This is a genomic window from Arthrobacter celericrescens (genome assembly GCF_003614925.1).
Lineage (GTDB): Bacteria > Actinomycetota > Actinomycetes > Actinomycetales > Micrococcaceae > Arthrobacter > Arthrobacter celericrescens.
Map to the genome: position 1 here is coordinate 40,480 of NZ_QYLP01000010.1, position 24,597 is coordinate 65,076.

Consider the following 24,597-nt stretch of genomic DNA (forward strand, 5'->3'; position numbering starts at 1 on the left):
AAGGCTCGGCAGGCCCGTTCAGCCCACCTGGTGCAGCCAGCGCACGGGCGCGCCCTCGGCGGCGTGGCGGAACGGCTCGAGTTCCTCGTCCCACGCCTCACCAAGGGCCAGGGAGAGCTCGTGGTACACGGCGGCGGGATCGCCGGCGCCGGACTCGTAGGCGTAGCGGATGCGGTCCTCGCTGACCATGATGTTTCCGTGCACGTCCGTGACCGCATGGAAGATACCGAGCTCGGGGGTGTGGGACCAGCGGGCGCCGTCAACACCCTGGCTGGGTTCCTCCGTCACCTCGTAGCGCAGGTGGGCCCAGCCGCGGAGCGTCGAAGCCAGTTGGGCGCCGGTTCCGGGGGCGCCGACCCACGACAACTCGGCCCGGAACATTCCGGGCGCGGCAGGTTGAGGGGTCCAGTCAAGATCGGTGCGCTTGTCCACGACCGATCCGATGGCCCACTCCACATGCGGGCACAGTGCCGTAGGGGCCGAGTGCACGAACAACACACCACGGGTCATTGCAACAGACATTCCATCCTCCATAGCTGTAGGTACGTCTTCCCCAACGACCTCTGCCTGGATGGTTGCCGCGCCGGTGACCGGGTATTCGGTGATCCTGCGGGACTGCATTTCCCAGATTATGAAACTGTAATTGCCGGACTATGAAATTGCCGCCCCATCAATTCCAAGTTTCAAGCAGTGCTTGAAACTTCCGGGACATTGCTTTCATTTTGCCGTATGCACAGCTTTTGCGCCAGCGCGGTTTTCCGCGTTTATGGAATGGCCGTATTTCATGCGCGCGGATGGGCCTGGCGGTAGCTTGCCCGGAGCCGCTCGACGGAAACGTGGGTGTATATCTGGGTGGTGGCCAGGCTGCTGTGGCCCAGGATTTCCTGGACGGCCCGCAGGTCCGCGCCACCGTCGAGCAGGTGGGTGGCCGCCGAGTGGCGCAGGGCGTGCGGACCCGTGGCCGAGGTGTCACCGAGCCCGTCCAGCAGTTCCTTGACCACCCTGCGGGCCTGCCGCTGGTCGATGCGTCCTCCCCGTGCCCCGAGGAAGAGGGCCGGGCCGCTGTGTTCGGTGGCAAGCTTCGGCCGGCCGCGGCGCAGCCAATCGTCGACGGCGAGCGCTGCGGGCAGCCCGTAGGGAACCGTCCGTTCCTTGTTGCCTTTGCCGAGAACCCGGAGGGTGCGGCGGTCGGCGTCGAGGTCGTCGACGTCCAGACCGGCGAGTTCACCGACGCGGATCCCTGTGGCGTACAGCAGTTCCACCAGGGCCCGATCCCGCAGCGGGACCGGGCCCCCGCCGGCCGCGGCGTCGGCGAGCCGGTCAAAGATGCGGCCGAGTTGCCCCCGCTGGAGGACGCCGGGAAGGGACTGTTCCCGTTTGGGTGCCTGCAGGCGCACGGCGGGATCGGCGTCGATCATTTCCTCCCGGAGCGCCCAGGAGGTGAAGGTCCGGACGGTCGCGGCATGGCGGGCCAGGGTCGCCCTGGAGCGTCCTGCCTCGCTTTGGCCGCCGAGCCAGCGGCGCAGAGTACCGAGCTCCAGCTCGGCCGGCGTCCGGACACCTTCGCCGGCCGCGAAGGCGAACAGACTTTCGAGATCGGCCAGGTAGGCGCGGACAGTGTGCGCCGAGCGGGCCCGTTCACCGTCGAGGTAGCGGCGGAACCCGGCCATCGCTTCAACAAGGGCAGGTGGTATTGGCGGAGCCTGGCGGCCGGGGTCGCTATCGCCGGCCGGTCCGGGGGCGGCGTGCGCACCGCCCGGCTGCTCCGGATTTGCTGCTTTGTCCACCCTTCAACTTTGCCAGCAGAAGCCCGCGTCACGCGGCACCGCCACGTCCCATCCGTCTGTCACCCGTTCGTCGGGTTCATGCATCCTTCCGCGCCCGTTTCCAGCCGCCGCGTTCGGAGACCGCCAGGCCCAGCAAGCCGAGCCGGCCGAGCCCGGCCCGGACCGCCTCCTGGCCCAGCCCCGCCACGATCGCGAGCTTCTCCACTGAGGTCGTGGTGCGCAGCGGCAAGGCATCCAGCAGCACCAGGTCTTCCAGGGTGAGTCCGTCATGTTCGGATGCTGGGGTTTCCTTCTCCCCCGGCAAGTCCTCGCCGCTTCCACCGGCAAGTTCGGCAATCTCGCCCACATCGGTGACACACACGGCGCCGCCTTCACGAAGGAGCCGATGGCATCCGGCCGAATTGGCACTGTGGATCGACCCCGGAACGGCTGCCACTACCCGGCCGATGGATTCTGCGTGGTGGGCTGTGTTGAGGGCACCGGAACGCCACCGGGCTTCGACGATGACCGTGACGGCCGCGAGTGCTGCGATGAGCCTGTTTCGCTGCAGGAAGCGGTACCGGGTGGGGGCCGAGCCCGGAGGAACTTCCGCGATGACCGCTCCTTGGTTGGCGACGGCGCGGAGGAGTTCCTCGTTTCCTGAAGGGTAGTAGCGGTCCACACCCCCGGCCATGACAGCGATGGTGGGGACCTCGCTGCTGCCGCCCGCGAGCGCGCCCCGGTGCGCGTGGGCGTCAATGCCGTAGGCGCCGCCGGAGACGACCGTGTAGCCGCGCTGGCCGAGCCCGTAGGCGAATTCGCCGGCGATAGCTCCGCCGTAGGCGGTGCTGTCCCGGGAACCAACAAGGGCAATCGTGCGGCGGGCGGGCGGGAATTCGAGCTCGTGTCCGCGCCACCAGAGGCACAGCGGTTCGTGAAGTCCGAGGTCTGCGAGCTGTTCCGGCCACAACGGGTCCCCGGGGATGATGAGCCGGCCGCCGAGGCGCTGCATCGTTGCCAGGTCGCGTTCGGGTGCCAGATCCGGGACCCGGGGCACCCAGCGTTTCAGGGAGGCGGCAAGGCCTTGCCACGATGCGCCGCCGCCTTCAAGCAGCAGGGCCGTCATTGCCTGTTCCAGGGACGGGCCGGCCGTGAGCTGCCCGGTGGCGATCCGGAGGCCGTCAACAGCCCCTACGAGCCGTACGAGGGCCAGTCCGGCGGCGTCCTGCGGTTCCATGAGCCTTGAAAGGGCTGCGCGGGCGACGCGTTCGTCATTGGACTCCGAGGGCGCGGAGCCTGATTGGATTGGTGTGGCGTTTGTCGCCATGGCTGGTCCTTTCATGCGGCTGCCACCGCCTGACGCAGGCCGAGAGCCTGCCCGATGTCGTCGAGGCCGGGCCGTTCCCGGTGTCCGAGGTCGGCCAGCGTCCAGGCCAGGCGGAGGACCCGGTCATAGCCCCGTGCGGTGAGCACGCCGCGTTCGAGGGAACTGTCCAGGATGCGTGTGGTTGCCGGGGGCAGTTTCAGCACGCCCCTCAGCAGGCGTCCGGGGACCTGGGAGTTGGTCTCCAGTCCGAAGCCGCCAAGGCGTTCCTGCTGCCGGGAGCGGGCTGCTGCAACGCGCCGGGCGACCGTGACCGAGTCCTCTTCCCCGCCGGCCTGGCCGAAGTCGGCCAGGGAAACCCGCTCCACCTGAAGCTGGATATCAACGCGGTCCAGGAGCGGACCGGACAAGCGCCCGAAGTAGCGCCGGCGCATGACCGCGGTGCAGGTGCAGTCAACGCCCTTTCCGCTGGCCTTGCCGCAGGGACAGGGGTTGGCTGCGAGGACCAGCTGGAAACGGGCGGGATAAGCGGCCGTCCCTGCCGAACGGTGGATCACGAGTTCCCCGCTTTCCAGGGGCTGGCGCAGGGCGTCCAGGACGCGGCGTTCGTATTCGGGCGCCTCGTCCAGGAAGAGCACGCCACGGTGTGCACGGGATGCCGCTCCGGGCCGTGGAAGACCTGAACCGCCCCCGATGATTGCCGCGGCGGTGGCGCTGTGGTGCGGGTTCTCGAACGGCGGCCTGCGCAGCAGCGAAACCTTCTCGATGTGCACGGCCGACAGCGAATGGATCGCGGTGACCTCCATCGATTCCCGGTCCCCAAGGTCCGGAAGCAGTCCAGGGAGCCGCTCCGCGAGCATCGTCTTCCCCGCGCCCGGAGGGCCGCTCAGGAGCACGTGGTGCGCCCCGGCGGCGGCGACCTCCAGCGCACGGCGGGCGTCGCCCTGCCCCGAGACATCGCACAGGTCGGGCGCGGCCGTGGGGAGGGTGCCGGCGTCGTCGGGGTCTTGCTCGTCCGCCGGGTCGTAGTCGAGGGCGAGGTCCTGGGGGTCCGCACCGAAATCGAAGGCCAGCCGGGCAAGGGTCTTGTAACCGCGGACCCGGGCACCCGGCACGAGCATGGCCTCCGCTGCGTTGGCCTGGGCGACCACGACGTCCGGGTATCCGGCCTGGACCGCTGCCATCACGGCGGGCAGGATGCCGCGTACCGGGCGCAGCCGGCCGTCGAGGCCGAGCTCGGCGATGAACACGGTGCCGTCGGTGGAGCGGACGTCGCCGGCGGCACCGAGCACCGCCATGCAGATCGCGAGGTCGAATCCGGAGCCGCGTTTGGGCAGCGACGCCGGGATCAGGTTGGCCGTGATCTTGCGCCGGCTCAGCGGGATGCCGGAGTTCTGCGCGGCGGAGCGGATCCGTTCCCGGGCTTCGTTGAGGGCGGCGTCCGGCAGGCCCAGGATCAGGAAATTCGGCAGGGTCTGGCCGATGTCCGCCTCGACTTCGACGATGTAGCCGTTGAGGCCAAGCAGGGCGACGCAGTAGCTCCGTGCGACGCCCATGTCAGCCCACGCCCTTGAGGTGCTCCAGGCTCGGCGCGCCGATGCCGTCGTCGATGACGGCCACAACGTCCACGCGCCGGCCCGAGGTCCGCAGCTCGTGTGCGTGGGACCACGATGAGGCCAGCCGGTGCAGGCGGGCGAGTTTTGCCGCACCGACGGCCTCGAAAGGGTGCCCGTAATCGAGGCTGCGCCGCGTCTTGACCTCCGCGATCACCAGGGTGTCGCCGTCGAGGGCGACGATGTCGATCTCTCCCGAGGAGCAGCGCCAGTTGCGGTCGATGATCCGCATCCCGAGGGTCTCCAGATACCCGGCCGCGAGCGTCTCGCCCTGCCTGCCGAGAATGTCCTTCTCTTTCATGTCCACCTCCGCTACCAGCGTGCGGGCACGCCGGAGCCAGGGACAGCAGCAAGAAGGGCTATGTGGGTAACCCGGCGGAATCGGGGCTGTGGAGGAGAAGCCGGAGCGCCGGAAACCAGAGGCTACGGCACGGCGTCAGTTGCCGAGGTCGCCGAGGTCCCCGTCCTTGGGCAAAGAGAGTTCGTTCTTCGGAAGTTCCTCGACGTTGACGTCCTTGAAGGTGATGACGCGGACGTTCTTCACGAACCGTGCGGAACGGTAGACATCCCAGACCCAGGCGTCCTGGAGGGTCAGGTCGAAGTAGACCTCGCCGTCGGCGCTGCGGGCCTGTAGATCGACGTGGTTGGCCAAGTAGAAACGCCGTTCGGTCTCGACAACGTAGCTGAACAAACCGACAACGTCGCGGTACTCACGGTAGAGCTGGAGCTCCATGTCGGTTTCGTAGTTCTCAAGATCTTCGGCACTCATAGATCCATCTTGCCCTATCGAACCGGTGGCGACAGCCAGCGGCCCGGCCGTGCTGGCAGCCTGCCGTGCTACAGGAGGTTCCAGCTGCTCCGGTGGTGGCTGCTGGGGCCGGCGGAGCGCAGGGCTTCACGGTGGGCCGAGGTGCCGTAGCCCTTGTTTTCCTTCCAGGCGAAGCCCGGAAATTCGCCGTGCAGCTCAATCATCATGCGGTCCCGTGCCACCTTGGCCAGGACGCTGGCTGCTGCGACGCTGAGGCAGGACATGTCCGCCTTGACCCGGGTGTGCACCGGGGCGTCACACGCAGTCACGCCCGGCTGGTCTTCGGCATCCGTATCGAACAGGGAAACCTGCGCGGGCAGCGACAGCCAGTCGTGGCTGCCGTCCAGCAGCACCACGTCGGGCCGCGTTCCGGCGGCCAGGAGGTCGCTCCAGGCCCGGTTGCCCGCAAGCCTCAGGGCGGCGATGATGCCGAGGCTGTCGATCTCTGCGGCGCTGGCGTGGCCAACCGCGGAGGCGACCGCCCAGCCGCGCACCAGGGGCTCGAGCCGTTCACGGTCTTCGGCCTTGAGCAGCTTGGAGTCGCGTACGCCGTCGAGCAGGTCCTGGTCCTGGAGGTCGACGACGGCGATCCCCACCGAGACAGGGCCGGCGAACGCGCCGCGGCCCACTTCGTCCACGCCGGCGAGCAGCCGTACTCCCGGGGCCAGGAAGGTCCGTTCAAAGTCCAGCGTCGGGGCGNGCGGCGGCCCCCACCGAGACAGGGCCGGCGAACGCGCCGCGGCCCACTTCGTCCACGCCGGCGAGCAGCCGTACTCCCGGGGCCAGGAAGGTCCGTTCAAAGTCCAGCGTCGGGGCGGCCGGAGAAGCCTTGGCAGCGGTTCCCTTGAGTGGCGCGGCCTTGGTTGCCGCGGCCTTGAGGCCGGCAGCTGGCTTGCCCACCTTGGCGGATGCCCGGGCGCTCATTTGCCCGCGGGCGCAGTGCTGGAACTGGTGTCTTCGGGGGACGGCGCCGGAACGCTCCTGAAGACGTCGGCGTGATTGTCCAGGACCTGCCAGCGGCTCACAGGCCACGCGATCACGGCAGCCTTGCCTTCGACGTCGGGCAGGTTGATGAAGCCGCCATTGACTTCAAGGTGCTCACGGGAGTCCGCCGAATTGTTGCGGTTGTCGCCCATGACCCATATTTTCCCAGCCGGAACGACCACATCAAAGGGGTTGGCGTTGGGCGGATCGGCCGGGTTGAGGTAGTCCTCGGCCAGGACGGTGCCGTTGACACTGACCCGGGCTTGGGAATCGCAGCAGACCACATGGTCGCCGGGCAGGCCGATGACGCGCTTGACCAGGTGCTGCTCCGTTTCGTCCGGGAGAAGGCCCACGAAGGCAAGGCTGTCCTGCAGCCAGTTGAAGGGTCCGGGTTCTTCCTTCGGGGTGGCCGGGAGCCAGCCCTGGGTGTCCTTGAAGACCACAATGTCGCCCCGCTGCAGGGCGAAAGGCTCCGGCACCAGCAGGTTCACGAAGATCCGGTCGTCCTTCTCCAGGGTTGCCACCATGGATTCGGACGGGATGAAGAACGCCTTGAACAGGAAGGTCTTGATGAGGAAGGACAGGACGATGGCGATACCGACCACCGTGCCGATCTCCTTGAGCCAGAGCAGGAACTGATTGCCCTTCTTGCCGTCCTCTTCCGGCGTCGAGGCTTCCTGTTCGGGATTCTCCGGCATCTACTGTCCGTTCTTAGAAGTTGGTTCGGCCACGGCAGGCCTTGGCAGTTCTGTCAATCTATCAAGTGGCCAGATGATCCGGACCGGTCTGCCGATCACCCGGTCCACGGGAACCAGTCCGCCGCCGGGAGCGCCCAGCAAGCTGCGGGAATCCGCGGAGCGCGAGCGGTGGTCGCCCATGAGCCACAGGCGGCCGTCCGGGACCACGACGTCGAACTGCTGCGCGCTCGGCGCGTCGCCCGGATAGAGGTAGGATTCCGCAACTGGCTGACCGTTGACTGTGAGCCTGCCGTCCGCGCTGCAGCAGCGGATGTGGTCTCCCGGGATGCCGATGACGCGTTTGACGTAGGTGGTCTCGCTGCCGGTCAGTCCCAGCCAATGTCCGGCGGCGGCCGCGGCGTCCGCCAGCGGGCCCTTGCCGCTGTTGAGCGGGGCGAAGGTCCCGCGGCCGTCGAAGACCACGATGTCGCCGCGGCGGATGGGCTCGGCGCTGAAGTCCGTGCGTGAGACGAGGATGCGGTCCCCGGTGCCGAGGAGCGGTTCCATCGATTCGGAGGGAATGAAGTAGACGTCGATCCAGAGCGAGCGGACCAGCCCGCTGATGGCGACGGCCAGGACCACTCCGAGCAAAACAAAACGCCAGCCCTGTTTCCGGGGCTGGCGTTTTGCGTGGTCCATGATTCGTATCCCTGTTGCGTTGCGGATTGCGCGGCCGGGACGATCACAGGACCCGCTGCGTAAGTCGGAAGACTTACTTGTTGAAGTCGCGCTTTTCCTTGATCTTCGCAGCCTTACCGCGCAGTTCGCGCATGTAGTAGAGCTTGGCGCGGCGGACGTCACCCTTGGTGACGACCTCGATCTTCTCGATGATCGGGGAGTGCACCGGGAAGGTACGCTCAACACCGACGCCGAAGGAGACCTTGCGGACCGTGAAGGTTTCGCGGACGCCGTCACCCTGGCGGCCCAGGACGAAGCCCTGGAAGACCTGGACGCGGGAGTTCTTGCCTTCGATGATGTTCACGTGAACCTTGAGGGTGTCACCGGCGCGGAACTCGGGAACATCGTTGCGCAGCGATGCTGCATCTACGCTATCGAGGATATGCATTGATCCACTCCTGGTGGACGCCACAGGTCATCCACTTTGGGTCACGGCGGCCAAGCCCGGAACCGTCCGGAAATTGCCGCCGAAGTTCAAAAGAGCGGCTCCACCACTGATCGGCGGTGCCGCGTGTCCGGCTGTTGGTTGCGCTCCCCCTGTGGCAGGTGCGGACCCAGCAGACACAAAGAACAATTTTGCCACATCACCGGGCGCCCGGCCAATTCCCGGACGGTCTTTCCGCGCGGCTTTCCGGACGGAAAGCCCGGGCCGGATTCTGGGCGGTCAGCCCTGCGAGCCGCCCGCGGAGCCGTTTCCGCCGCGCCGGCGCAGGCGGCCGTCGACGACGTCGTACCCGAGTTCGGCGAATGCGGTGCGGTCCGCGCGGTCCAGGCTGCCGGCGTCGAACGCGTCCAGCAGGTCCGGACGGCGTGCGGCGGTCCGCCGGAACTGTTCGTGGCGGCGCCAGCGGGCAATCTTCCCGTGGTTGCCGCTGAGCAGGATGTCCGGAACGTCGCGGTCGCGCCAGCTGGAGGGCTTGGTGTAGACGGGGTATTCGAGGAGCCCGTCCGAGTGCGATTCCTCGATGAGGGATTCGGGGTTGCCGACGACGCCGGGCAGCAGCCTTCCGATGGCCTCCACCATGGCCAGCACAGCCACTTCGCCGCCGTTGAGCACGTAGTCGCCCAGGCTCATGGGGCGGACGGTGAAGTGCTCCGCGGCCCATTCGATGACCCGCTCGTCGATGCCTTCGTAGCGGCCGCAGGCGAACACGAGCTGCTCTTCTTCGGCGAGTTCGTAGGCGGTGGCCTGGGTGAAGCGCTCCCCCGCCGGCGAGGGAACCACCAGCACCGGGCGACGGTCCCCGGGGGCAGCTGCGGCCACGGATTCGAGGGCCTGCGCCCACGGTTCCGGCTTCATGACCATGCCGGCGCCGCCGCCGTAGGGAGTGTCGTCAACGGTGCGGTGCTTGTCCGTGGTGAAGCTGCGGAGGTCGTGGACGTTGAGGTCCAGGAGGCCGTCCTGGCGTGCCTTGCCGATGAGCGAAAGCTCCAGCGGGGCCAGGTAGTCCGGGAAGATGCTGACGACGTCGATCCTCACGCGCGGGCCCCCTCGCCTTCGTCGCCCTTGCCACCCGCAGCGTCGTCACTATTGAGCTCGAACAGGCCGGGCGGCGGGACCAGCAGCACGTACCCGCCGTCGGGGTTGACTTCCGGCACGATTTCCTCGACGAAGGGCACCAGGATTTCCGTGCCGTCCGTGCCTTTGATGACCAGGAGGTCCTGCGCGGGCATGGTGTTCAGCGCGGTAACCTTGCCGACCACCCGGCTGCCGACGCGGGCTTCGAGGCCCACCAGTTCGTGCTCATACCAGCCTTCTTCGCCGTCGTCGTCGAGCTCTTCGGTTTCGACGAACAGCTTGGCCCCGCGGATTTCCTCGGCCCGGTTGCGGTCGTCCACCTGCTCGAACCCGAGCAGCAGGATGTCCTTGTTCCAGCGGGCGCTGCGGATGGTCAGCGGGCCGAACTTGGCCGGTTCCACGAGGAATTCGGTGCCGGGAACGAAGCGGGCCTCCGGCGCGTCGGTGAGCACCTGGACCGTCACCTCGCCGCGGATTCCGTGGGGCTTGCCGATCCTGGCCACCTGAAGCTGCATGGTTTCCTCTGATTTCCTACGCTGTGCCGCGCCTCTGCGGCGAGCGGCCCGAAAAAGTCTGATGGGAGCGAAAAAAGGAATCCGGCCCCGCCACCATTATCTGGTGGCGGGACCGGATCCAAGTCCAGCTATTGCTGAGCGCGTCTACCGGCGGCGGTCGGTGTCGACGACGTCGACCCTGACCTGCTCGCCACCGGCCAGAGCCGCAATCACGGTGCGCAGTGCACGTGCGGTGCGTCCCTGGCGGCCGATGACCCGGCCGAGGTCGTCCTGGTGGACACGGACCTCGAGCGATTCACCGCGGCGGTTGTTCCTGGCATTGACCTTGACATCCTCAGGGCTGTCGACAATGCCGCGGACCAGGTGTTCGAGCGCTTCTGCCAGCAATTTACTCGGCCTCGGTGGCTTCTGCCTCGGGAGCGTCGGCTTCCTCAGCGGCCTCTTCCTTCTTGGCCTTCTTGGTGATGGCTTCGGGGATGATCACGGAACCCTTTTCCGGGGCGACGAAGGCTTCCTTCGGAGCCTTGGTCTTCAGGGTGCCTTCCTGGCCCGGCAGGCCCTTGAACTTCTGCCAGTCACCGGTGATCTTCAGGATGGCGGCAACCTGCTCGGTCGGCTGGGCGCCGACGGACAGCCAGTACTGGGCACGCTCGGAAGCAACCTCGATGTACGAGGGCTCCTCGGTGGGGTGGTACTTGCCGATTTCTTCGATGGCACGGCCATCGCGCTTGGCGCGGGCGTCCATGACAACGATGCGGTAGTACGGTGCGCGCATCTTACCGAAGCGCTTGAGGCGAATCTTAACGGCCACTTTTGTGGTCACTCCTGTTTCTGAAACGAGGGCGAACCGATCGTTCTGCACCCGTGGGGCGGGCCGTACTTGAGGGTTCTAAGGACAGGATGCGCGCACGGAGAGAGGGGCCGCACGGATCGAGTACCTGTCCATTGTGCCAGATGGCGGACGGGAATTCGAACCGGAGCGTCCGGGGTGTCGCGCATGCCGGAGCCGGCCGGAAGACGCCCACCCAGCTGCCTAGACGGACCAGACGTAGAGCCCGGCCCGTTCGGACTTTTCGACGTCGGCGGCCAGCACCGCCAACTGCTGGACGTAGCCGCGGGATTCCTCGACGCCGAAGGGCATGTCGTCCTGTGCGGCCCAGCTTGCGGCGACGTCATCCAGGACGTTGCCCTCGCCTTCGCTTTCGTAGCTGAGCAGCTCGGAGAGGGCGCGCACCATGGCAGCCGGAACGCCCAGGAGCGCGTCGCTGGTGACGTCGACCATGGCCAGCTCGTAGTCCGCTCCTGCGGCGTGCACGGCGGTGCCGGCCAGGTCCCCCAGCTGCTCCACTTCGAAATCGCTGATGCCGGGGATGCGGACGGCCGCCCCGGCCACGTCGCCGCCGCTTTCGAGGGCAGCCGCCCGCTTGAGCGCTTCATCGTGGGTGGCAACAAAAATTTCGGCAAAACCCATGGAAAACACTCTCATTCATCCGTTCCAATGCAGGCGTGGCGGCGGCCGGAAGAATCCGGAACCGCGCCGTCCCGATCAGCGTAACGGACAGAGCTGCTTAACGGACCGAGCCGCCTAACGGACGGCCACGCGGAGCCGGTTGCGCCACGGATCTTCGAAGCGCAGTTCCAGCCCGGTGTGGTGCGATTCGATTCCGGCGACCTTGAGGCGGTCTGCCAGCGCGCCGACGTCGTCACCGGACGGCACCTCGATCACCACTTCGCCCAGGCCCAGCGTGTCGCGGCGCGGGCCGGCGCCGCGGCTGTTCCAGACGTTCATGGCCATGTGGTGGTGGTAGCCCCCGGCGGAGACGAAGAGCGCCTGGCCGTGCCAGCCGGCCGTCCGCTCGAAGCCGAGGGTGTCGACGTAGAAGTCCTGCGCGGTCTGCACGTCGCCCACCTGCAGGTGGACATGCCCGACGCCGGCACCTGCCGCGCGCTGGCCGCTCACCGCCTCCTCGCTCAGGTGTTCCTGGAGGTAGCGCTGCGGCGGCAGCGGAAGGCTGTCCATGACCACGGAGCTGCCGTTCCATTCCCAGCCTTCGCGGGGCTTGTCGTAATAGAGCTCGATGCCGTTGCCCTCGGGGTCGGTGAAGTAGAAGGCCTCGCTCACCAGGTGGTCCGCACTTCCGACGAAGGCGCGCGGCTCGTACTGCGCGGCGGTCGCAATGGTGGCCGCGAGCGCGGCACGGTCTTCGAACAGCAGGGCGGTGTGGAAGAGGCCCGCCTCGCCGCGCCCCGGAATCTGCAGGCCGCCGCCCGGGGCAAGGTGCACCAAGGGCTTTCCAAGGCGCCCGTAGTACAGGCCGCCGTCCTGCTCGGCCACGACGTCCAGGCCCAGGGCGCTCTGGTAGTAGTCGCTCATCAGCTTCATGTCGCCGACCTTGAGCATGACGGTGCCCATGGTCAGTTCGGCAGGAAGCAGGTCCTGGCTGGATGCTGCGGTCATTGAAACTCCCGGAAAAGTGTTCGGCGCCGCCGATCGGCGCTTCTACTCTTACTAAATTACTTGAAGCTTCAATTTATTCCAAGGGCTATCCGACAACTTTCCCGCCGAGCACCACGTGCCGCAGCCGGGTGACGGTGTCCGGCACGGTACGCGGATCTTCCGTGCAGAGCACGACGTCGGCCGGGGCGCCTTCGCTGATCGCCTCGGCTCCCAGCCACTTACGCGCGGACCAGCACGCGGCGTCGAGGGCCGCGGCAGCGGGAAGTCCGGCGCGGTGCAGTTCAAGGATTTCCTCGGCGATGCGGCCGTGTTTGATGACGCTTCCGGCGTCCGTTCCCGCGAAAACCCGGACACCGGCGTGGTGCGCTTCGCCGATCCGTTCGTAGCGGCGCTCCCACAGTGCGAGCATGTGCGCGGCGTAGCGGGGGAACTTTGCTTCGGCCCGCGCGGCGATGTGCGGGAAGGTGGCGATGTTGACCAAGGTGGGCAAGATCGGCACGTCCTGCTCCACCAGGCGCGGGATGTGGCGGGGCAGCAGGCCGGTGGCGTGCTCGATGCAGTCGATGCCGGCGTCGAGCATGTCATCGATGGTGTCTTCGGCGAAGCAGTGGGCGGTGACGCGGGCCCCTTCGTCGTGGGCGGCGGCGACGGCGTCCTTGACCACCGCTGCGGGAAACGAGGGCCCGAGGTCGCCCGCCGAGCGGTCAATCCAATCGCCCACCAGTTTCACCCACCCGTCGCCGGCCCGGGCCTGCTTCCGGGCCTCTTCCACGAGATGCTCCGGCTCGACTTCCACCGCCAAGCCCGGAAGGTAGCGCCGGCTGCGGGCGATATGCCGGCCGGAACGGATGATCCGGGGCACGTCCGGGCTGCCCTGCAGCCAGCGGGTATCTGCCGGGACGCCGGCGTCGCGCACCAGCAGCGTCCCGGCGTCGCGGTCCGCGGCGGCCTGCGCCCGGGCAGTGTCCTCGTCCACGGCTCCACCGGGACCCAGGCCGATGTGGCAATGCGCATCAACGAACCCGGGAAGCACCCAGCCGTCCAGGACCACGTCCGGCATTCGCTCCGGCTGGACAAACGTGAGGCGGCCGTCCACCGACCACAGCCCGTGGCGTTCTTCCGAAGGACCACACAGCACGGTGCCGCTGAATTCGATGATGTTCTGCATGGAAAAAGCCTACGCGGGACATGTTCGGCGATGACTGGGGCGCCGGCCGCGGGCTGTGGTAGCTTCGTCTACGACCACACGGGGGCCCATGCATGGGCTGAGATCAGGCTGGCGCAGCCTGCGACCGTTGAACCTGTCCGGGTAATGCCGGCGAAGGAAGTGAGTAATCCTTTGAGTACCTCAAATGCACAGCACAGCCCTGCCCAGAACGGCTCCGCCGAGGTGACGCAGTCGCTGAAGTCGCACTCCCTGGCCTACATCGAGGACGCCGGTTCCGGCATCCGCGTGCCGGTCACGGAAATTGCGCTGGAGCCCTCCCCCAACGGCGAAGCGAACGCGCCCCTGCAGGTCTACCGGACCGCCGGGCCGGGCAGCGATCCGGTGGTGGGCCTGGAGCCGTTCCGTGCGGCCTGGATCGAAGAGCGCGGCGACACCGAGACCTACAGCGGCCGCGAGCGGAACCTGCTCGACGACGGCAAGTCGGCCCTGCGCCGCGGTGCGGCCTCCGCTGAGTGGAAGGGAGCGCAGCCGGTGCCGCGCCGCGCCGTCGAAGGCAAGACGGTGACCCAGATGCACTACGCCAAGCAGGGCATCATCACCCCGGAAATGCGCTTCGTGGCGCTGCGCGAGAACTGCGATGTGGAACTGGTCCGCAGCGAAGTGGCTGCCGGACGGGCCATCATCCCCAACAACATCAACCACCCCGAGTCCGAGCCGATGATCATCGGCAAGGCCTTCCTGGTGAAGATCAACGCCAACATCGGCAACTCGGCCGTGACCAGCTCGATCGCCGAAGAGGTCGACAAGCTGCAGTGGGCCACCCAGTGGGGTGCGGACACGGTCATGGACCTCTCCACTGGCGACGACATCCACACCACCCGCGAGTGGATCATCCGTAACTCCCCCGTCCCGATCGGCACCGTGCCGATCTACCAGGCGCTGGAAAAGGTCAACGGCGAAGCCAACGCCCTGACGTGGGAGATCTTCCGCGACACCGTGATCGAACAGTGCGAGCAGGGCGTGGACTACATGACCATCCACGCCGGCGTGCTGCTGCGCTACGTGCCGCTGACCGCCAACCGCGTCACGGGCATCGTGTCCCGCGGCGGCTCCATCATGGCCGGCTGGTGCCTGGCACACCACGAGGAAAACTTCCTCTACACCCACTTCGACGAGCTGTGCGAGATCTTCGCCAAGTACGACGTCGCGTTCTCGCTCGGCGACGGCCTGCGCCCGGGTGCGACGGCGGACGCCAACGACGCCGCCCAGTTCGCCGAACTGGATACACTGGCCGAGCTGACGCAGCGCGCCTGGGAGTACGACGTGCAGGTGATGGTCGAGGGGCCCGGCCACATTCCGTTCCACATGGTCCGCGAGAACGTCGAACGGCAGCAGGAACTCTGCAAGGGCGCACCGTTCTACACCCTCGGCCCGCTGGTCACCGACGTCGCGCCCGGCTACGACCACATCACCTCGGCCATCGGCGCCACGGAAATCGCCCGCTACGGCACGGCGATGCTCTGCTACGTCACCCCGAAGGAGCACCTGGGCCTGCCGAACAAGGACGACGTGAAGACCGGCGTGATCACCTACAAGATCGCCGCCCACGCCGCCGACCTCGCCAAGGGGCACCCCGGCGCCAACGAACGTGACGACGCCCTGTCCAAGGCACGTTTCGAGTTCCGCTGGCGGGACCAGTTCGCGCTGTCGCTGGACCCGGTCACGGCCGAGTCGTTCCACGACGAAACGCTCCCCGCGGAACCGGCCAAGACCGCGCACTTCTGCTCGATGTGCGGGCCGAAGTTCTGCTCCATGCGCATCAGCCAGGACATCCGCAACGAGTACGGCTCGGCCGATTCGCAGGCGGCCATCGCGGAAATGTACGCCGGCATGCGTGAAAAGAGCGAGGAATTCCTCGCGGCCGGCGGGAAGGTCTACCTGCCCGAACTGAAGCTTCCGGAAGGCGCGGGTCGCACCAACTGAGCCGGCCTAGGCCGGGTGCCCGTAGCCTGGCTGCGGCACCCGGCCGGCTTCGGCAATGAAGGAGCGGATGATCCGGTCGCCTTCGGGCGAATCATGGGGCCGGTGTCCTCCTGCCGCGACGCGGTGGAGGGCACCGGTTTCGCGCAGGTAGCCGGCGATCTCCTCGTACAGGGGCTCCCAGCCGCCCGTGAGGACCAGGGTTGGAACGCCCGGAACAATGTGCAGCGGCGCATCCCACGGCGGAGCCTGCAGCCTCAGCCGCCTGGCCACCCGGTGCGGGTCCTCGTTCGACACCGGCCCGGCAGCGGCGGAGGCAGTGCGGCGCCGGAACTCCTGCAGGTATTCCTCATCGCCCAGCCGGTGCCGGGCTTCAAACAAGGGTTCCATGAGGGCCCGGTACGCCATGGTGGCGGGAAGTTCCGCGGTCAGGGACAGGCAGGCCGGTTCCACCAGCACGAGGGAGCGCACCAATTCCGGATGGTCGACGGCGACAAGCATCGCCGGGATGGCGCCCTGCGAATGCGCCACCAGGTGTCCGCCGGGGTTTCCGTCGCTTTCCAGGGCAGCAAGGATGATCGCGACATCCGCGGCGACGGATGGTTCCACGGGCTCCACGACGGGATCGAAGCCGTGGCGCCGCAGGAAGAGGGCGTCGTATTTCAGCGCCATGCCGTGTTGCCTCGGCCAGGCAGCGGCCCCGAAGGAACCGCCGCCGTGGACGAAGACAACACGTTGCTTTTCCATTGCCGGTTGGGCAGGGGCCCTACTTGCCGAGGAACTTGTCGAAGCCCTTGGGCAGGTTCAGCTGCGAAGGATCGAAGTCCGCGGCGCCCTGACCGAACGCGGCACCGCTGGGAGCGGAAGCACCAGCCTTGCGCTTGGCCTCGGCGTCGCGCAGTTCCTGTGCTGCCTTCGCCGGGTTGCCGGAACGGGCCTTCTTCTTCGGTGCGTTCTTGGCGCCCTTGCGTGCTCCGCCGCCGCCCATGCCAGGCATTCCGGGCATGCCCGGCATTCCGCCGCCCTGGGCCAGCTTCTTCATCATCTTCTGCGCCTGGGCGAAACGCTCCAGCAGGCCGTTGACCTCGGAGACATGCACGCCGGAACCGCGGGCGATGCGGGCGCGGCGGGAGCCGTTGATGATCTTCGGGGCCACACGCTCGTGCGGGGTCATGGAGCGGACGATGGCCTCGACCCGGTCGATCTCGCGTTCGTCGAACTGCTCAAGCTGCTGGCGGATGTTCTGCGCACCCGGCATCATCATGAGCATCTTCTTCATGGAGCCCATCTTGCGGATCTGCTGCATCTGGGCCAGGAAGTCGTCCAGGGTGAAGTCTTCCTGGTCGGCGAACTTCTTCGCCATCCGGGCAGCTTCGTCCTTGTCCCAGTTCTTCTCCGCCTGCTCGATCAGCGAGAGGACGTCGCCCATGTCGAGGATGCGCGAGGCCATGCGGTCCGGGTGGAACAGCTCGAAGTCGTCCAGGTTTTCGCCGGTCGAGGCGAACATGACGGGCTTGCCGGTAACGGACGAGACGGACAGGGCAGCACCGCCGCGGGCGTCACCGTCGAGCTTGGACAGCACGATGCCGGTGAAGTTGACGCCCTCGTCGAAGGCGTGCGCAGTGTTGACCGCGTCCTGGCCGATCATCGAGTCGATGACGAAGAGGACTTCGTTGGGGATGATCGCCTGGCGGATGCGGCGCGCCTGGTCCATCATTTCGGCGTCGACGCCGAGACGGCCGGCGGTGTCCACGATCACGACGTCGTGCAGCTTCTGCCGGGCCTCCTCGACGCCGGCCTTCGCGACGGCGATCGGGTCACCGGTGGGGGTCTCCAGGTCGGAGGTGGTGCCGGGGTGCGGGGCAAACACCGGCACGCCGGCGCGGCCGCCCACCACCTGCAGCTGGGTCACGGCGTTGGGGCGCTGCAGGTCGGCGGCCACAAGGACGGGGCTGTGGCCCTGGGACTTCATCCACTTGGCGAGCTTGCCGGCGAGGGTGGTCTTACCAGCACCCTGGAGGCCGGCGAGCATGATGATGGTGGGGCCGGTCTTGGCCAGCCGGATCCGGCGGGTCTCGCCGCCGAGGATCTCCACGAGTTCCTCGTTGACGATCTTGACGATCTGCTGGCTCGGGTTCAGCGCGGCCGAGACCTCGGCGCCGAGGGCGCGTTCGCGGATGCGTCCGGCGAATTCACGGACCACGGGAACGGCAACGTCCGCGTCCAGCAGGGCGCGGCGGATCTCCCGGACTGTGGCATCGACGTCGGCCTCGGAGAGGCGGCCCTTGCCACGGAGATTCTTGAAGGTTGCTGTCAACCGGTCAGAGAGTGAATTGAACACGCGCCGTGCACTTCTTTCAATGGTCTACGGATGGCGCCCAAAGCGGCACGCCTGCATCATTGCCGATCTTTGTCCCGGACAACACTGATTCGAGGTGGCTGCGGGACCCGACTATCTAGGGTACCAAGTTGCACCTCCAAGATGGCATGCTGGCACAGTGACCAGCGAAAACACTGTGAAAACACTGCTCATCCTTGGCGCATCGGGGGACCTCACCGGCCGGCTGCTGCTGCCGGGACTGGCCCGTCTGCTCGCCTCGGGACGCGCTTCGGGGCTGAAGCTCGTGGGCGCCGGTTCCGATGAGTGGACGCCGGCACAGTGGGCCAAACGCGTCCATGACGCCTTCGCCGGGGCCGCCATGTCCGCCGGTACCGAGGGAAAGGCCGCCCTCGCCGCCGCGGAAAAGGACACCGCCTACCATGGCATTGATGTCACCGCGGACGGCAGCCTGGCCGGACTGATCGGCCGGCTGGAGGCGCCTGTAGCCGTGTACTTCGCCCTTCCACCGCACGTCAGCCAGAAGGCCTGCGAAGTTCTGGACGCGAAGCAGCTTCCGCCGGGCACCCGGCTGGTCCTGGAAAAGCCCTTCGGCTCAGGTACCGTGTCGGCGGAAGCCCTGAACCGGACGCTGGCGGGGCTGGTGCCGGAAGACCATATCCACCGCGTGGACCATTTCCTGGGCAAGGCCACGGTGCTGAACATCCTGGGCCTGCGTTTCGCCAACCGCTTCCTGGAACCGGTATGGAACCGCGAGCACATCGAAAAAGTGGAGATCATCTTCGACGAGGACCTGGCCCTGGAGGGCCGTGCCCGCTACTACGACGGCGTCGGTGCGCTCCGCGACATGATCCAGAGCCACCTGCTGCACATCATGGCCTTGCTGGCCATCGACGCCCCGGCCACCATCGGCGAGCGCGACCTGCGAGATGCGATCTCCACGGTCCTGCGTGCCAGCAGCGTCACCGCCCCGTACAAGAAGTCGACCCGCCGGGCCCGCTACAGTGCCGGCAGCATCGGCGGACGCGACATCCCCGACTACACGGCGGAGGCAGGCGTGGACGCGTCCCGCAACACCGAAACCCTTGCCGAGGTGCAGGTGGGCATCGACACCTGGCGGTGGAAGGGCGTTCCGTTCATCCTGCGCTCCGGCAAGGCCCTTGGCGTCAAGCGCAAGGAAGCGGTGGTCACTTTCCGGCCGGTGCCGCACCTTCCGGACGGTTTCCAGGGCGTGGACGCGCCCAACCAGCTGCGGATCGGGTTCGGCCCGGACACGCTGAAGCTCGACGTCGACGTCAACGGCCCCGGCGACATCTTCAGCCTCGACCGGGCCACGCTCCTGGCCGAGCTCAACGCCTCCGAACTGCTCCCGTACGGCGAAGTGCTTGAGGGCGTGATCAACGGCGATCCCCTGCTCTCGGTGCGCGGCGACACTGCGGAGCAGTGCTGGCGGATCGTGGAGCCGGTCCTTGCCGCCTGGGCCGGGGATTCGGTCCCGCTGGAGAAGTACGACGCCGGCAGCACCGGCCCCGCGGACTGGCCCACCGCCGTCGGCGGCTGACACAGCCGGACACGGCATCTGGGGACGCAAACGGACGGGCCGGGTACCTTCTGGTACCCGGCCCGTCCTTTGCCTCCGGCGGATGGCCCGCTGATCGCTCAGCTGGCGGCTGCGCTGGTCAATCAGATAGCGGCTGCGCCGCGTTCTCCGGTGCGGACGCGGACTGCCTCGTGGACGTCCACGGTCCAGACCTTGCCGTCACCGGCGCGCCCGGTGTTGGACGAAGCGATCAGGACATCGAGGATGTCGTCCGCCTGCTCGTCCGTGGCCAGTACTTCGATGCGGATCTTCGGAAGAAGATCCACGTTGTACTCGGCTCCCCGGTACACCTCGGTGTAGCCGCGCTGGCGGCCGTATCCGCTGGCCGCGCTGACCGTCAGTCCCTGGACGCCGTAGGCCTCAAGGCCTTCGCGGACAGCCTCAAGCTTCTCCGGACGGACAATCGCGGTGATGAGCTTCATGCCTGGACACTCTCCTTGCTTGCAGTGGTGGCTTCGGTCTCTTCTTCGGCAACGGCGGGAGCCGTCTTCTTGCCGGTGATCAGGTCGTGCAGCGGCTGGAAGCTGCCGCCGTGTCCGGTGACACCGAACTCGTAGGCGGTTTCGGCGTGCAGGCTAACGTCTGCGCCGGCGATTTCCTGGTGCTCGGAGATACGGAAGCCCATGATCTTGTGGATCGGGTAGGCGATGACGAAGGTCATGACCGCGGTGAAGGCGATCGACATCAGGGCCGCCAGGACCTGTGCCACAAGCTGGGTGGTGCCGCCGCCGTAGAAGAGGCCGGCCGCGCCCTGGGTGGGGGTGGCGAGGAAGCCGATGGCCACGGTACCAACGAGGCCGGAGACCAGGTGGACGCCCACGACGTCGAGCGAGTCATCGTAGCCGAGCTTGAACTTCAGGCCGACGGCGAGCGCGGAGGCCACACCGGCAACCACGCCGAGGGCGATGGCACCCAGCGGGGAAACGTTCGCACAGGCCGGGGTGATGGCCACGAGGCCGGCAACCACACCGGAGGCTGCGCCGAGCGAGGTCGGGTGTCCGTCGCGGATGCGCTCCACCACGAGCCAGCCGAGCATGGCGGCGGCGGGGGCGACGAGGGTGTTGATCCAGATCAGGCCGCCTTGTTCAACGGTCGCAGCGGCACCGGCGTTGAAGCCGAACCAGCCGAACCACAGGATGGCGGCGCCGAGCATGATCAGCGGAACGTTGTGCGGGCGGTGGTTCGGGTCCTTGCCGAAGCCCTTGCGGTTGCCGATGATCAGGACGAGGATCAGGCCGGCCACACCGGCGTTGATGTGCACCACGGTGCCACCGGCGAAGTCGATCACCGGGGCGAACGTCTGGCCGAACCAGCCGTCAGCGGAGAACAGGCCGCCGCCCCAGACCATGAAGGCCATGGGCGCGTAGACCAGGGTGGCCCAGATCGGCGTGAAGAGGGTCCACGCGGAGAACTTGGCACGGTCGGCGATTGCACCGGAGATCAGGGCCACGGTGATGATGGCGAAGGTGGCGGCGTAACCGGTCTTCAGCAGATCGGCCGGTTCGGTGAAGTTGTGCAGACCGAAGTGGCTGAAGGGGTTCGCGAAGAGCTGGAAGAAGTTGTCCTCGTTGCTGGTGGCCATCGAGGCGCCCCACAGAACCCAGACAATGGCCACTGTGCCGATGGCGATGAAGCTCATCATCATCATGTTCAGGGCGGCTTTGGCACGGGTCATGCCGCCGTAGAAGAATGCCAGGCCCGGGGTCATGAACAGCACGAGTGCCGCTGCGACCAGGAGCCAAACGAGACCGGCGGTAAATTCCATGGTCTGCGTCCTCTCTGCTTTGTGTGCGGCACGTGCCGCCTGTACCAACGCCGTTTTGCGTTCTACACAAAAGTCTCGGTTCGCAGTGTTTCGCCCGCGCGGGATTTAGATTGCGCGCCTGTTACAAGAACCTCCCAAACGTAAATGGTGCATATCCCCCGCGTTACAACGATGTTTCGTGGATCACACCGGGCCTTCCGGAATCATCGGCGGACGGCCTTTGTTACCTTGTAAGCACCCCTGAAAACCCTGCCACCTTTGAGGTCTGCCGCCGCATGCGTGAAACAACCCGAGAACCCGCCACCGGCTCCCCCACCCCGCTCCGGCGCCCGGCGCTGCCGCGCGACATCAAGGTCATGCTGCTGGCGGCGTTCCTGATCGCGCTCGGCTTCGGCCTGGTGGCTCCCGTGCTGCCGCAATTCGCCACCACCTTCGATGTCGGCGCCACCGCCGCGGCGGTCATTGTGAGCATCTTCGCCTTGATGCGCCTGGCCTTCGCTCCCGCCGGCGGCACCCTGATCGGCAAGCTGGGCGAACGCACGGTGTACGTGTCCGGCCTCCTGATCGTGGCGGTCTCGACGGCGGCCTGCGCCTTCGCCCAGGACTACTGGCAGCTGCTCGTCTTCCGGGGGCTCGGCGGCGCCGGTTCGGTGATGTTCACCGTGGCGGCCATGGGCCTGCTGATCCGGCTCGCGCCGCCCGAAAGCCGGGGCCGGGTGTCCGGGGCCTACTCCTCGGCGTTCCTGCTGGGCAGCGTTCTCGGCCCAGTAGTCGGCGGCCTGCTGGCCGGCTTCGGGCTCAGGGTGCCGTTCCTCGCGTACGCCGCAGCCTTGGTGCTGGCCGCACTGTTGGTCCGGTTCCAGCTCGGCGCCCGGCCCTCGAGCGGCCCTGACGCCGCAGCCGCCGCCCCGGCAATGCCGATGCGCGAGGCCCTGGCCGACCCCGCCTACAGGGCGTCGCTCGTTTCTGGCTTCAGCAACGGCTGGGCGGTCTTCGGGGTGCGCATGGCCACGGTGCCGCTGTTCGCCGTCGCGGTCCTTGAAGCGGGCACGGCCAGCGCCGGCTGGGCCCTCGCGGTGTTTGCCGGCGGCAACGCCGCGGCCTTGAGCTTCTCGGGCCGCCTCGCCGACCGGATCGGGCGCAGGCCGCTGATCTGCGCCGGCCTTGCGGTTACGGGGCTCGCGACGGCGTCCATCGGCCTGACCGACAACCTGGCCGCGTTCCTCCTCGTTTCGGCAGTGGCGGGCTTCGGTTCCGGCGTGCTCAACCCGGCCCAGCAGGCCGCCGTCGGCGACATCCTTGGACAGGGGCGCTCCGGCGGGAAGGTGCTGGCCACCTTCCAGATGGCCGCCGACGCCGGCGCGATCGTCGGCCCGGTCCTGGCCGGCGTCATTGCGGATGCCTTCGGCTACGGCTGGGCCTTTGCCGCGACCGGGAGCCTGCTGCTGCTGTCCGCCGCCTGGTGGCTGACAGCGCGCGAAACCCTGCCGGGGCACCGGCAGGCGTAGCGCGTACGGCTTCGGACCCGGAGGAAGGGCCCGCTTCGCATCGTCTAGGCTGGCTGAAGGACCAATCCCCACCCTTCCCGGAGGTAACTTCACCGTGGCCACCCATGACCACTTGCCCAGCGGCGGGCAACCTGCCGACCGACGACCTCGACGCGCCAAGGCACGCAAGGGCAGGGCGGTTGCCCTGGTGGCCACAGGCGCCCTGGTGGCCGGTGCGGCGATCGCTGTGCCGTTCGTCCTGAACGCCCAGCAGCCGGCTCCTCCCAGCGAACCCGTCGCAGTGCCGAGCCCGGCACCGGCGTTCACCAAACAGCCCGGAACCAAGTACTACCAGCAGCCCGGCCCTCAGGCCTCGGCCACGCGTGCAGTGGCCCCGATGGCGGTCAACGTCTCGGCGGCCGAGCTGGGAACCTCGATCGACCCTGGGGCCGTCGGCCTGTCCCTCGAAGCCACGGACCTCGCCGATCCGGCCCTTAGTTCCGCCAACGCCGATCTCGTGGCCACCCTTAAGGGACTCGGCAAACCGCTGCTGCGGTTCGGCGGCAACGCCGTGGACAGGCGTTTCTTCTGGACCTCCTCAGGCGAAGCCATGCCGGGCGACCGCCAGGGCGACAAGGCGCACCCTGCCCGCACCGTTACGCCCGCGGACCTCGAACGCGTCAAGACCCTCGCCGACGCGGTCGACGGCACGGTGAACCTCACGGTCGACCTTGGCCACTACGATCCGGCCCGGGCGGCGGACATGAGCAAGCACGCGGCCCGGATTTTCGGCAAGCGGCTGGTGGGCCTCACGGTCGGCAACGAACCGAACGGCTACCCGAACAACGGCCTGCGCCCCGGGAGCTGGGGCATCGAGGACTACCTCAACGAGCTCACGAGCTACGCCGAAGCGATCAACAAGGCCGCGCCCGGTGTGCCCATCATCGGGCCGGGGACGTATTCGGAAGCCTGGTGGAAGGCCTTCGCCAGGACGCCCCTGCCGCAGCAGCGCATCGTGTCCTTCCACTACTACCCGCTGTCCAGCTGCGCCGGCAGCGAGCCCGGGGACGAGCCCACGATGGCGAACCTGATGAGCGACTACATGCATCCGCGGGTGCGGGACTACGACCGCAGGGCGATGCAGCCCGCGACGGCCGCCGGCCTCCCGACCTGGCTCACGGAGACCGGCCCGTCGGCTTGCCCGGGGACCAACCCGACCACCAAGAACCACGCCTCGGCCCTGTGGTACAGCGAATTCGCCCTCAACGGGCTCCAGCAGGGCATCAAGCGGCTCGGCTTCCACAGCTCCCTGATAACCTGCGTCGGCGGACCGCCCCTGTCCCCCATCTGCTCGGGAGGCAAGTACCTGCAGCCCGACGGCGCCATCCAGGAAAACCCGAGCTACTTCGGCCTGGCCATGGTCTCGGACCTGGGCACCGGCAGGTTCCTGAAGCTTGAGCAGTCCGGCGGCGGGCTGAGCTACGCCTATGCGGTGAAGGGCGGGGACGGCAGCACCAGCGTGTACATCGCCAACAAGAACGATCCGCAGAAGGACGGCCAGGCCACGGTCACGCTCAGCCTGCCCGGCAAGCCCAAGTCCGGCACCATGACGCAGATGGCCGGCCCCGGCTACACCGCCACGGGCGCCACTGTGATCGACGGGAAGAAGGCCCTCCCGGTGGCCAACAGCCAGCGGCCCATGGTCATGAACTTCGTCCCGGGGTCCAGTGTGCAGAAGTTCCCGCTGACCTCCGGAACCGTTACGGTGCTGCACTTCACGTACTGAGCCTGAGGCACGCAAAAGCCCGGCCTGCCGCAGGATGATCCTGCGGCGGGCCGGGCTTTCTGCTTCGGGTT

General features: G+C 67.6%; 25 protein-coding genes, 1 pseudogene and 1 riboswitch. Of the genes and pseudogenes, 4 read left to right on the top strand and 22 right to left on the bottom strand.

Annotated elements, in window-relative coordinates:
* Positions 1–18 precede the first annotated feature (18 nt).
* From D3654_RS00690 to D3654_RS00770, 18 genes and pseudogenes are all read right to left on the bottom strand, one after another.
* Complete coding sequence (locus D3654_RS00690; protein WP_120519618.1) at positions 19–522, bottom strand: DUF3145 domain-containing protein; 504 nt, start codon at positions 520–522, stop codon at positions 19–21.
* A gap of 260 nt (positions 523–782) precedes the next feature.
* Entirely contained in the window at positions 783–1,670 is an 888-nt protein-coding gene (locus D3654_RS00695) for a tyrosine recombinase XerC (protein WP_120519619.1), read from the bottom strand.
* A 193-nt stretch (positions 1,671–1,863) separates the two neighbouring features.
* The gene (gene dprA, locus D3654_RS00700) at positions 1,864–3,093 is read right to left on the bottom strand and encodes a DNA-processing protein DprA (protein WP_120519620.1); all 1,230 of its coding nucleotides are present in this window, start codon (positions 3,091–3,093) and stop codon (positions 1,864–1,866) included.
* Positions 3,094–3,104: 11 nt separating this feature from the next.
* Positions 3,105–4,646, bottom strand: a complete 1,542-nt coding sequence (locus D3654_RS00705; RefSeq protein ID WP_120519621.1) for a YifB family Mg chelatase-like AAA ATPase — start codon at positions 4,644–4,646, stop codon at positions 3,105–3,107.
* A 1-nt stretch (position 4,647) separates the two neighbouring features.
* A complete protein-coding gene (locus tag D3654_RS00710; RefSeq protein WP_120519622.1) occupies positions 4,648–5,004 on the bottom strand; it encodes a YraN family protein in 357 nt (118 codons plus the stop codon).
* Positions 5,005–5,139: 135 nt separating this feature from the next.
* A complete protein-coding gene (locus D3654_RS00715) occupies positions 5,140–5,472 on the bottom strand; it encodes a DUF2469 domain-containing protein (protein WP_120519623.1) in 333 nt (110 codons plus the stop codon).
* 68 nt (positions 5,473–5,540) lie between these two features.
* Positions 5,541–6,233, bottom strand: a complete 693-nt coding sequence (locus D3654_RS00720; RefSeq protein WP_205571696.1) for a ribonuclease HII — start codon at positions 6,231–6,233, stop codon at positions 5,541–5,543.
* Positions 6,214–6,435 (bottom strand): annotated as a pseudogene (locus D3654_RS20985) (ribonuclease HII); the annotation flags it as partial. The pseudogene D3654_RS20985 and the gene D3654_RS00720, both read right to left, overlap by 20 nt.
* Positions 6,432–7,193, bottom strand: coding sequence for a signal peptidase I (gene lepB, locus D3654_RS00725; RefSeq protein WP_120519625.1), 762 nt, complete (start codon positions 7,191–7,193; stop codon positions 6,432–6,434). The gene lepB (D3654_RS00725) and the pseudogene D3654_RS20985, both read right to left, overlap by 4 nt.
* A complete protein-coding gene (lepB, locus tag D3654_RS00730) occupies positions 7,194–7,871 on the bottom strand; it encodes a signal peptidase I (protein ID WP_120519626.1) in 678 nt (225 codons plus the stop codon). It abuts the gene before it with no gap.
* A gap of 73 nt (positions 7,872–7,944) precedes the next feature.
* Complete coding sequence (gene rplS, locus D3654_RS00735) at positions 7,945–8,298, bottom strand: 50S ribosomal protein L19 (RefSeq protein ID WP_115788748.1); 354 nt, start codon at positions 8,296–8,298, stop codon at positions 7,945–7,947.
* A 276-nt stretch (positions 8,299–8,574) separates the two neighbouring features.
* Complete coding sequence (trmD, locus tag D3654_RS00740; protein ID WP_120519627.1) at positions 8,575–9,390, bottom strand: tRNA (guanosine(37)-N1)-methyltransferase TrmD; 816 nt, start codon at positions 9,388–9,390, stop codon at positions 8,575–8,577.
* A complete protein-coding gene (gene rimM / locus D3654_RS00745; RefSeq protein WP_120519628.1) occupies positions 9,387–9,944 on the bottom strand; it encodes a ribosome maturation factor RimM in 558 nt (185 codons plus the stop codon). Before rimM ends, trmD begins: the two co-directional genes overlap by 4 nt.
* 144 nt (positions 9,945–10,088) lie before the next feature.
* Positions 10,089–10,331, bottom strand: coding sequence for an RNA-binding protein (locus D3654_RS00750; RefSeq protein WP_120519629.1), 243 nt, complete (start codon positions 10,329–10,331; stop codon positions 10,089–10,091).
* Position 10,332: 1 nt separating this feature from the next.
* The gene (gene rpsP, locus D3654_RS00755; RefSeq protein WP_120519630.1) at positions 10,333–10,755 is read right to left on the bottom strand and encodes a 30S ribosomal protein S16; all 423 of its coding nucleotides are present in this window, start codon (positions 10,753–10,755) and stop codon (positions 10,333–10,335) included.
* Positions 10,756–10,977: 222 nt separating this feature from the next.
* Entirely contained in the window at positions 10,978–11,415 is a 438-nt protein-coding gene (locus D3654_RS00760; RefSeq protein ID WP_205571693.1) for a hypothetical protein, read from the bottom strand.
* A 114-nt stretch (positions 11,416–11,529) separates the two neighbouring features.
* Complete coding sequence (locus D3654_RS00765; protein WP_120519632.1) at positions 11,530–12,402, bottom strand: VOC family protein; 873 nt, start codon at positions 12,400–12,402, stop codon at positions 11,530–11,532.
* 85 nt (positions 12,403–12,487) lie between these two features.
* Positions 12,488–13,570: an amidohydrolase family protein gene (locus D3654_RS00770; protein ID WP_120519633.1), complete on the bottom strand. Its 1,083-nt coding sequence runs from the start codon at positions 13,568–13,570 to the stop codon at positions 12,488–12,490.
* 68 nt (positions 13,571–13,638) lie between these two features.
* A riboswitch (TPP riboswitch) is annotated at positions 13,639–13,746 on the top strand.
* On the opposite strand from D3654_RS00770, the gene thiC reads away from it, so the two are divergent.
* A complete protein-coding gene (gene thiC, locus D3654_RS00775) occupies positions 13,742–15,553 on the top strand; it encodes a phosphomethylpyrimidine synthase ThiC (protein WP_120519634.1) in 1,812 nt (603 codons plus the stop codon). Its footprint overlaps the riboswitch before it by 5 nt.
* 6 nt (positions 15,554–15,559) lie before the next feature.
* Here thiC and D3654_RS00780 read toward each other — a convergent pair whose 3' ends face one another.
* Entirely contained in the window at positions 15,560–16,297 is a 738-nt protein-coding gene (locus D3654_RS00780) for an alpha/beta fold hydrolase (protein ID WP_120519635.1), read from the bottom strand.
* A gap of 19 nt (positions 16,298–16,316) precedes the next feature.
* Positions 16,317–17,891, bottom strand: coding sequence for a signal recognition particle protein (gene ffh / locus D3654_RS00785; RefSeq protein WP_120519636.1), 1,575 nt, complete (start codon positions 17,889–17,891; stop codon positions 16,317–16,319).
* Positions 17,892–18,048: 157 nt separating this feature from the next.
* Here ffh and D3654_RS00790 point away from each other — a divergent pair, with 157 nt between their 5' ends.
* Positions 18,049–19,449 carry a glucose-6-phosphate dehydrogenase gene (locus tag D3654_RS00790; RefSeq protein WP_120519637.1) on the top strand — a complete coding sequence of 467 codons (1,401 nt, stop codon included), beginning with the start codon at positions 18,049–18,051 and terminating at the stop codon, positions 19,447–19,449.
* 122 nt (positions 19,450–19,571) lie between these two features.
* On the opposite strand, the gene D3654_RS00795 is transcribed toward D3654_RS00790, so the two are convergent.
* The gene (locus D3654_RS00795; RefSeq protein ID WP_070347556.1) at positions 19,572–19,910 is read right to left on the bottom strand and encodes a P-II family nitrogen regulator; all 339 of its coding nucleotides are present in this window, start codon (positions 19,908–19,910) and stop codon (positions 19,572–19,574) included.
* A complete protein-coding gene (locus tag D3654_RS00800) occupies positions 19,907–21,253 on the bottom strand; it encodes an ammonium transporter (protein ID WP_120519638.1) in 1,347 nt (448 codons plus the stop codon). The genes D3654_RS00795 and D3654_RS00800 overlap by 4 nt, the downstream gene beginning before the upstream one ends.
* Positions 21,254–21,528: 275 nt before the next feature.
* Here D3654_RS00800 and D3654_RS00805 point away from each other — a divergent pair, with 275 nt between their 5' ends.
* Positions 21,529–22,761, top strand: coding sequence for an MFS transporter (locus tag D3654_RS00805; protein ID WP_120519639.1), 1,233 nt, complete (start codon positions 21,529–21,531; stop codon positions 22,759–22,761).
* Positions 22,762–22,855: 94 nt separating this feature from the next.
* Positions 22,856–24,526 carry a hypothetical protein gene (locus D3654_RS00810; RefSeq protein ID WP_162943580.1) on the top strand — a complete coding sequence of 557 codons (1,671 nt, stop codon included), beginning with the start codon at positions 22,856–22,858 and terminating at the stop codon, positions 24,524–24,526.
* Positions 24,527–24,597: the final 71 nt, after the last annotated feature.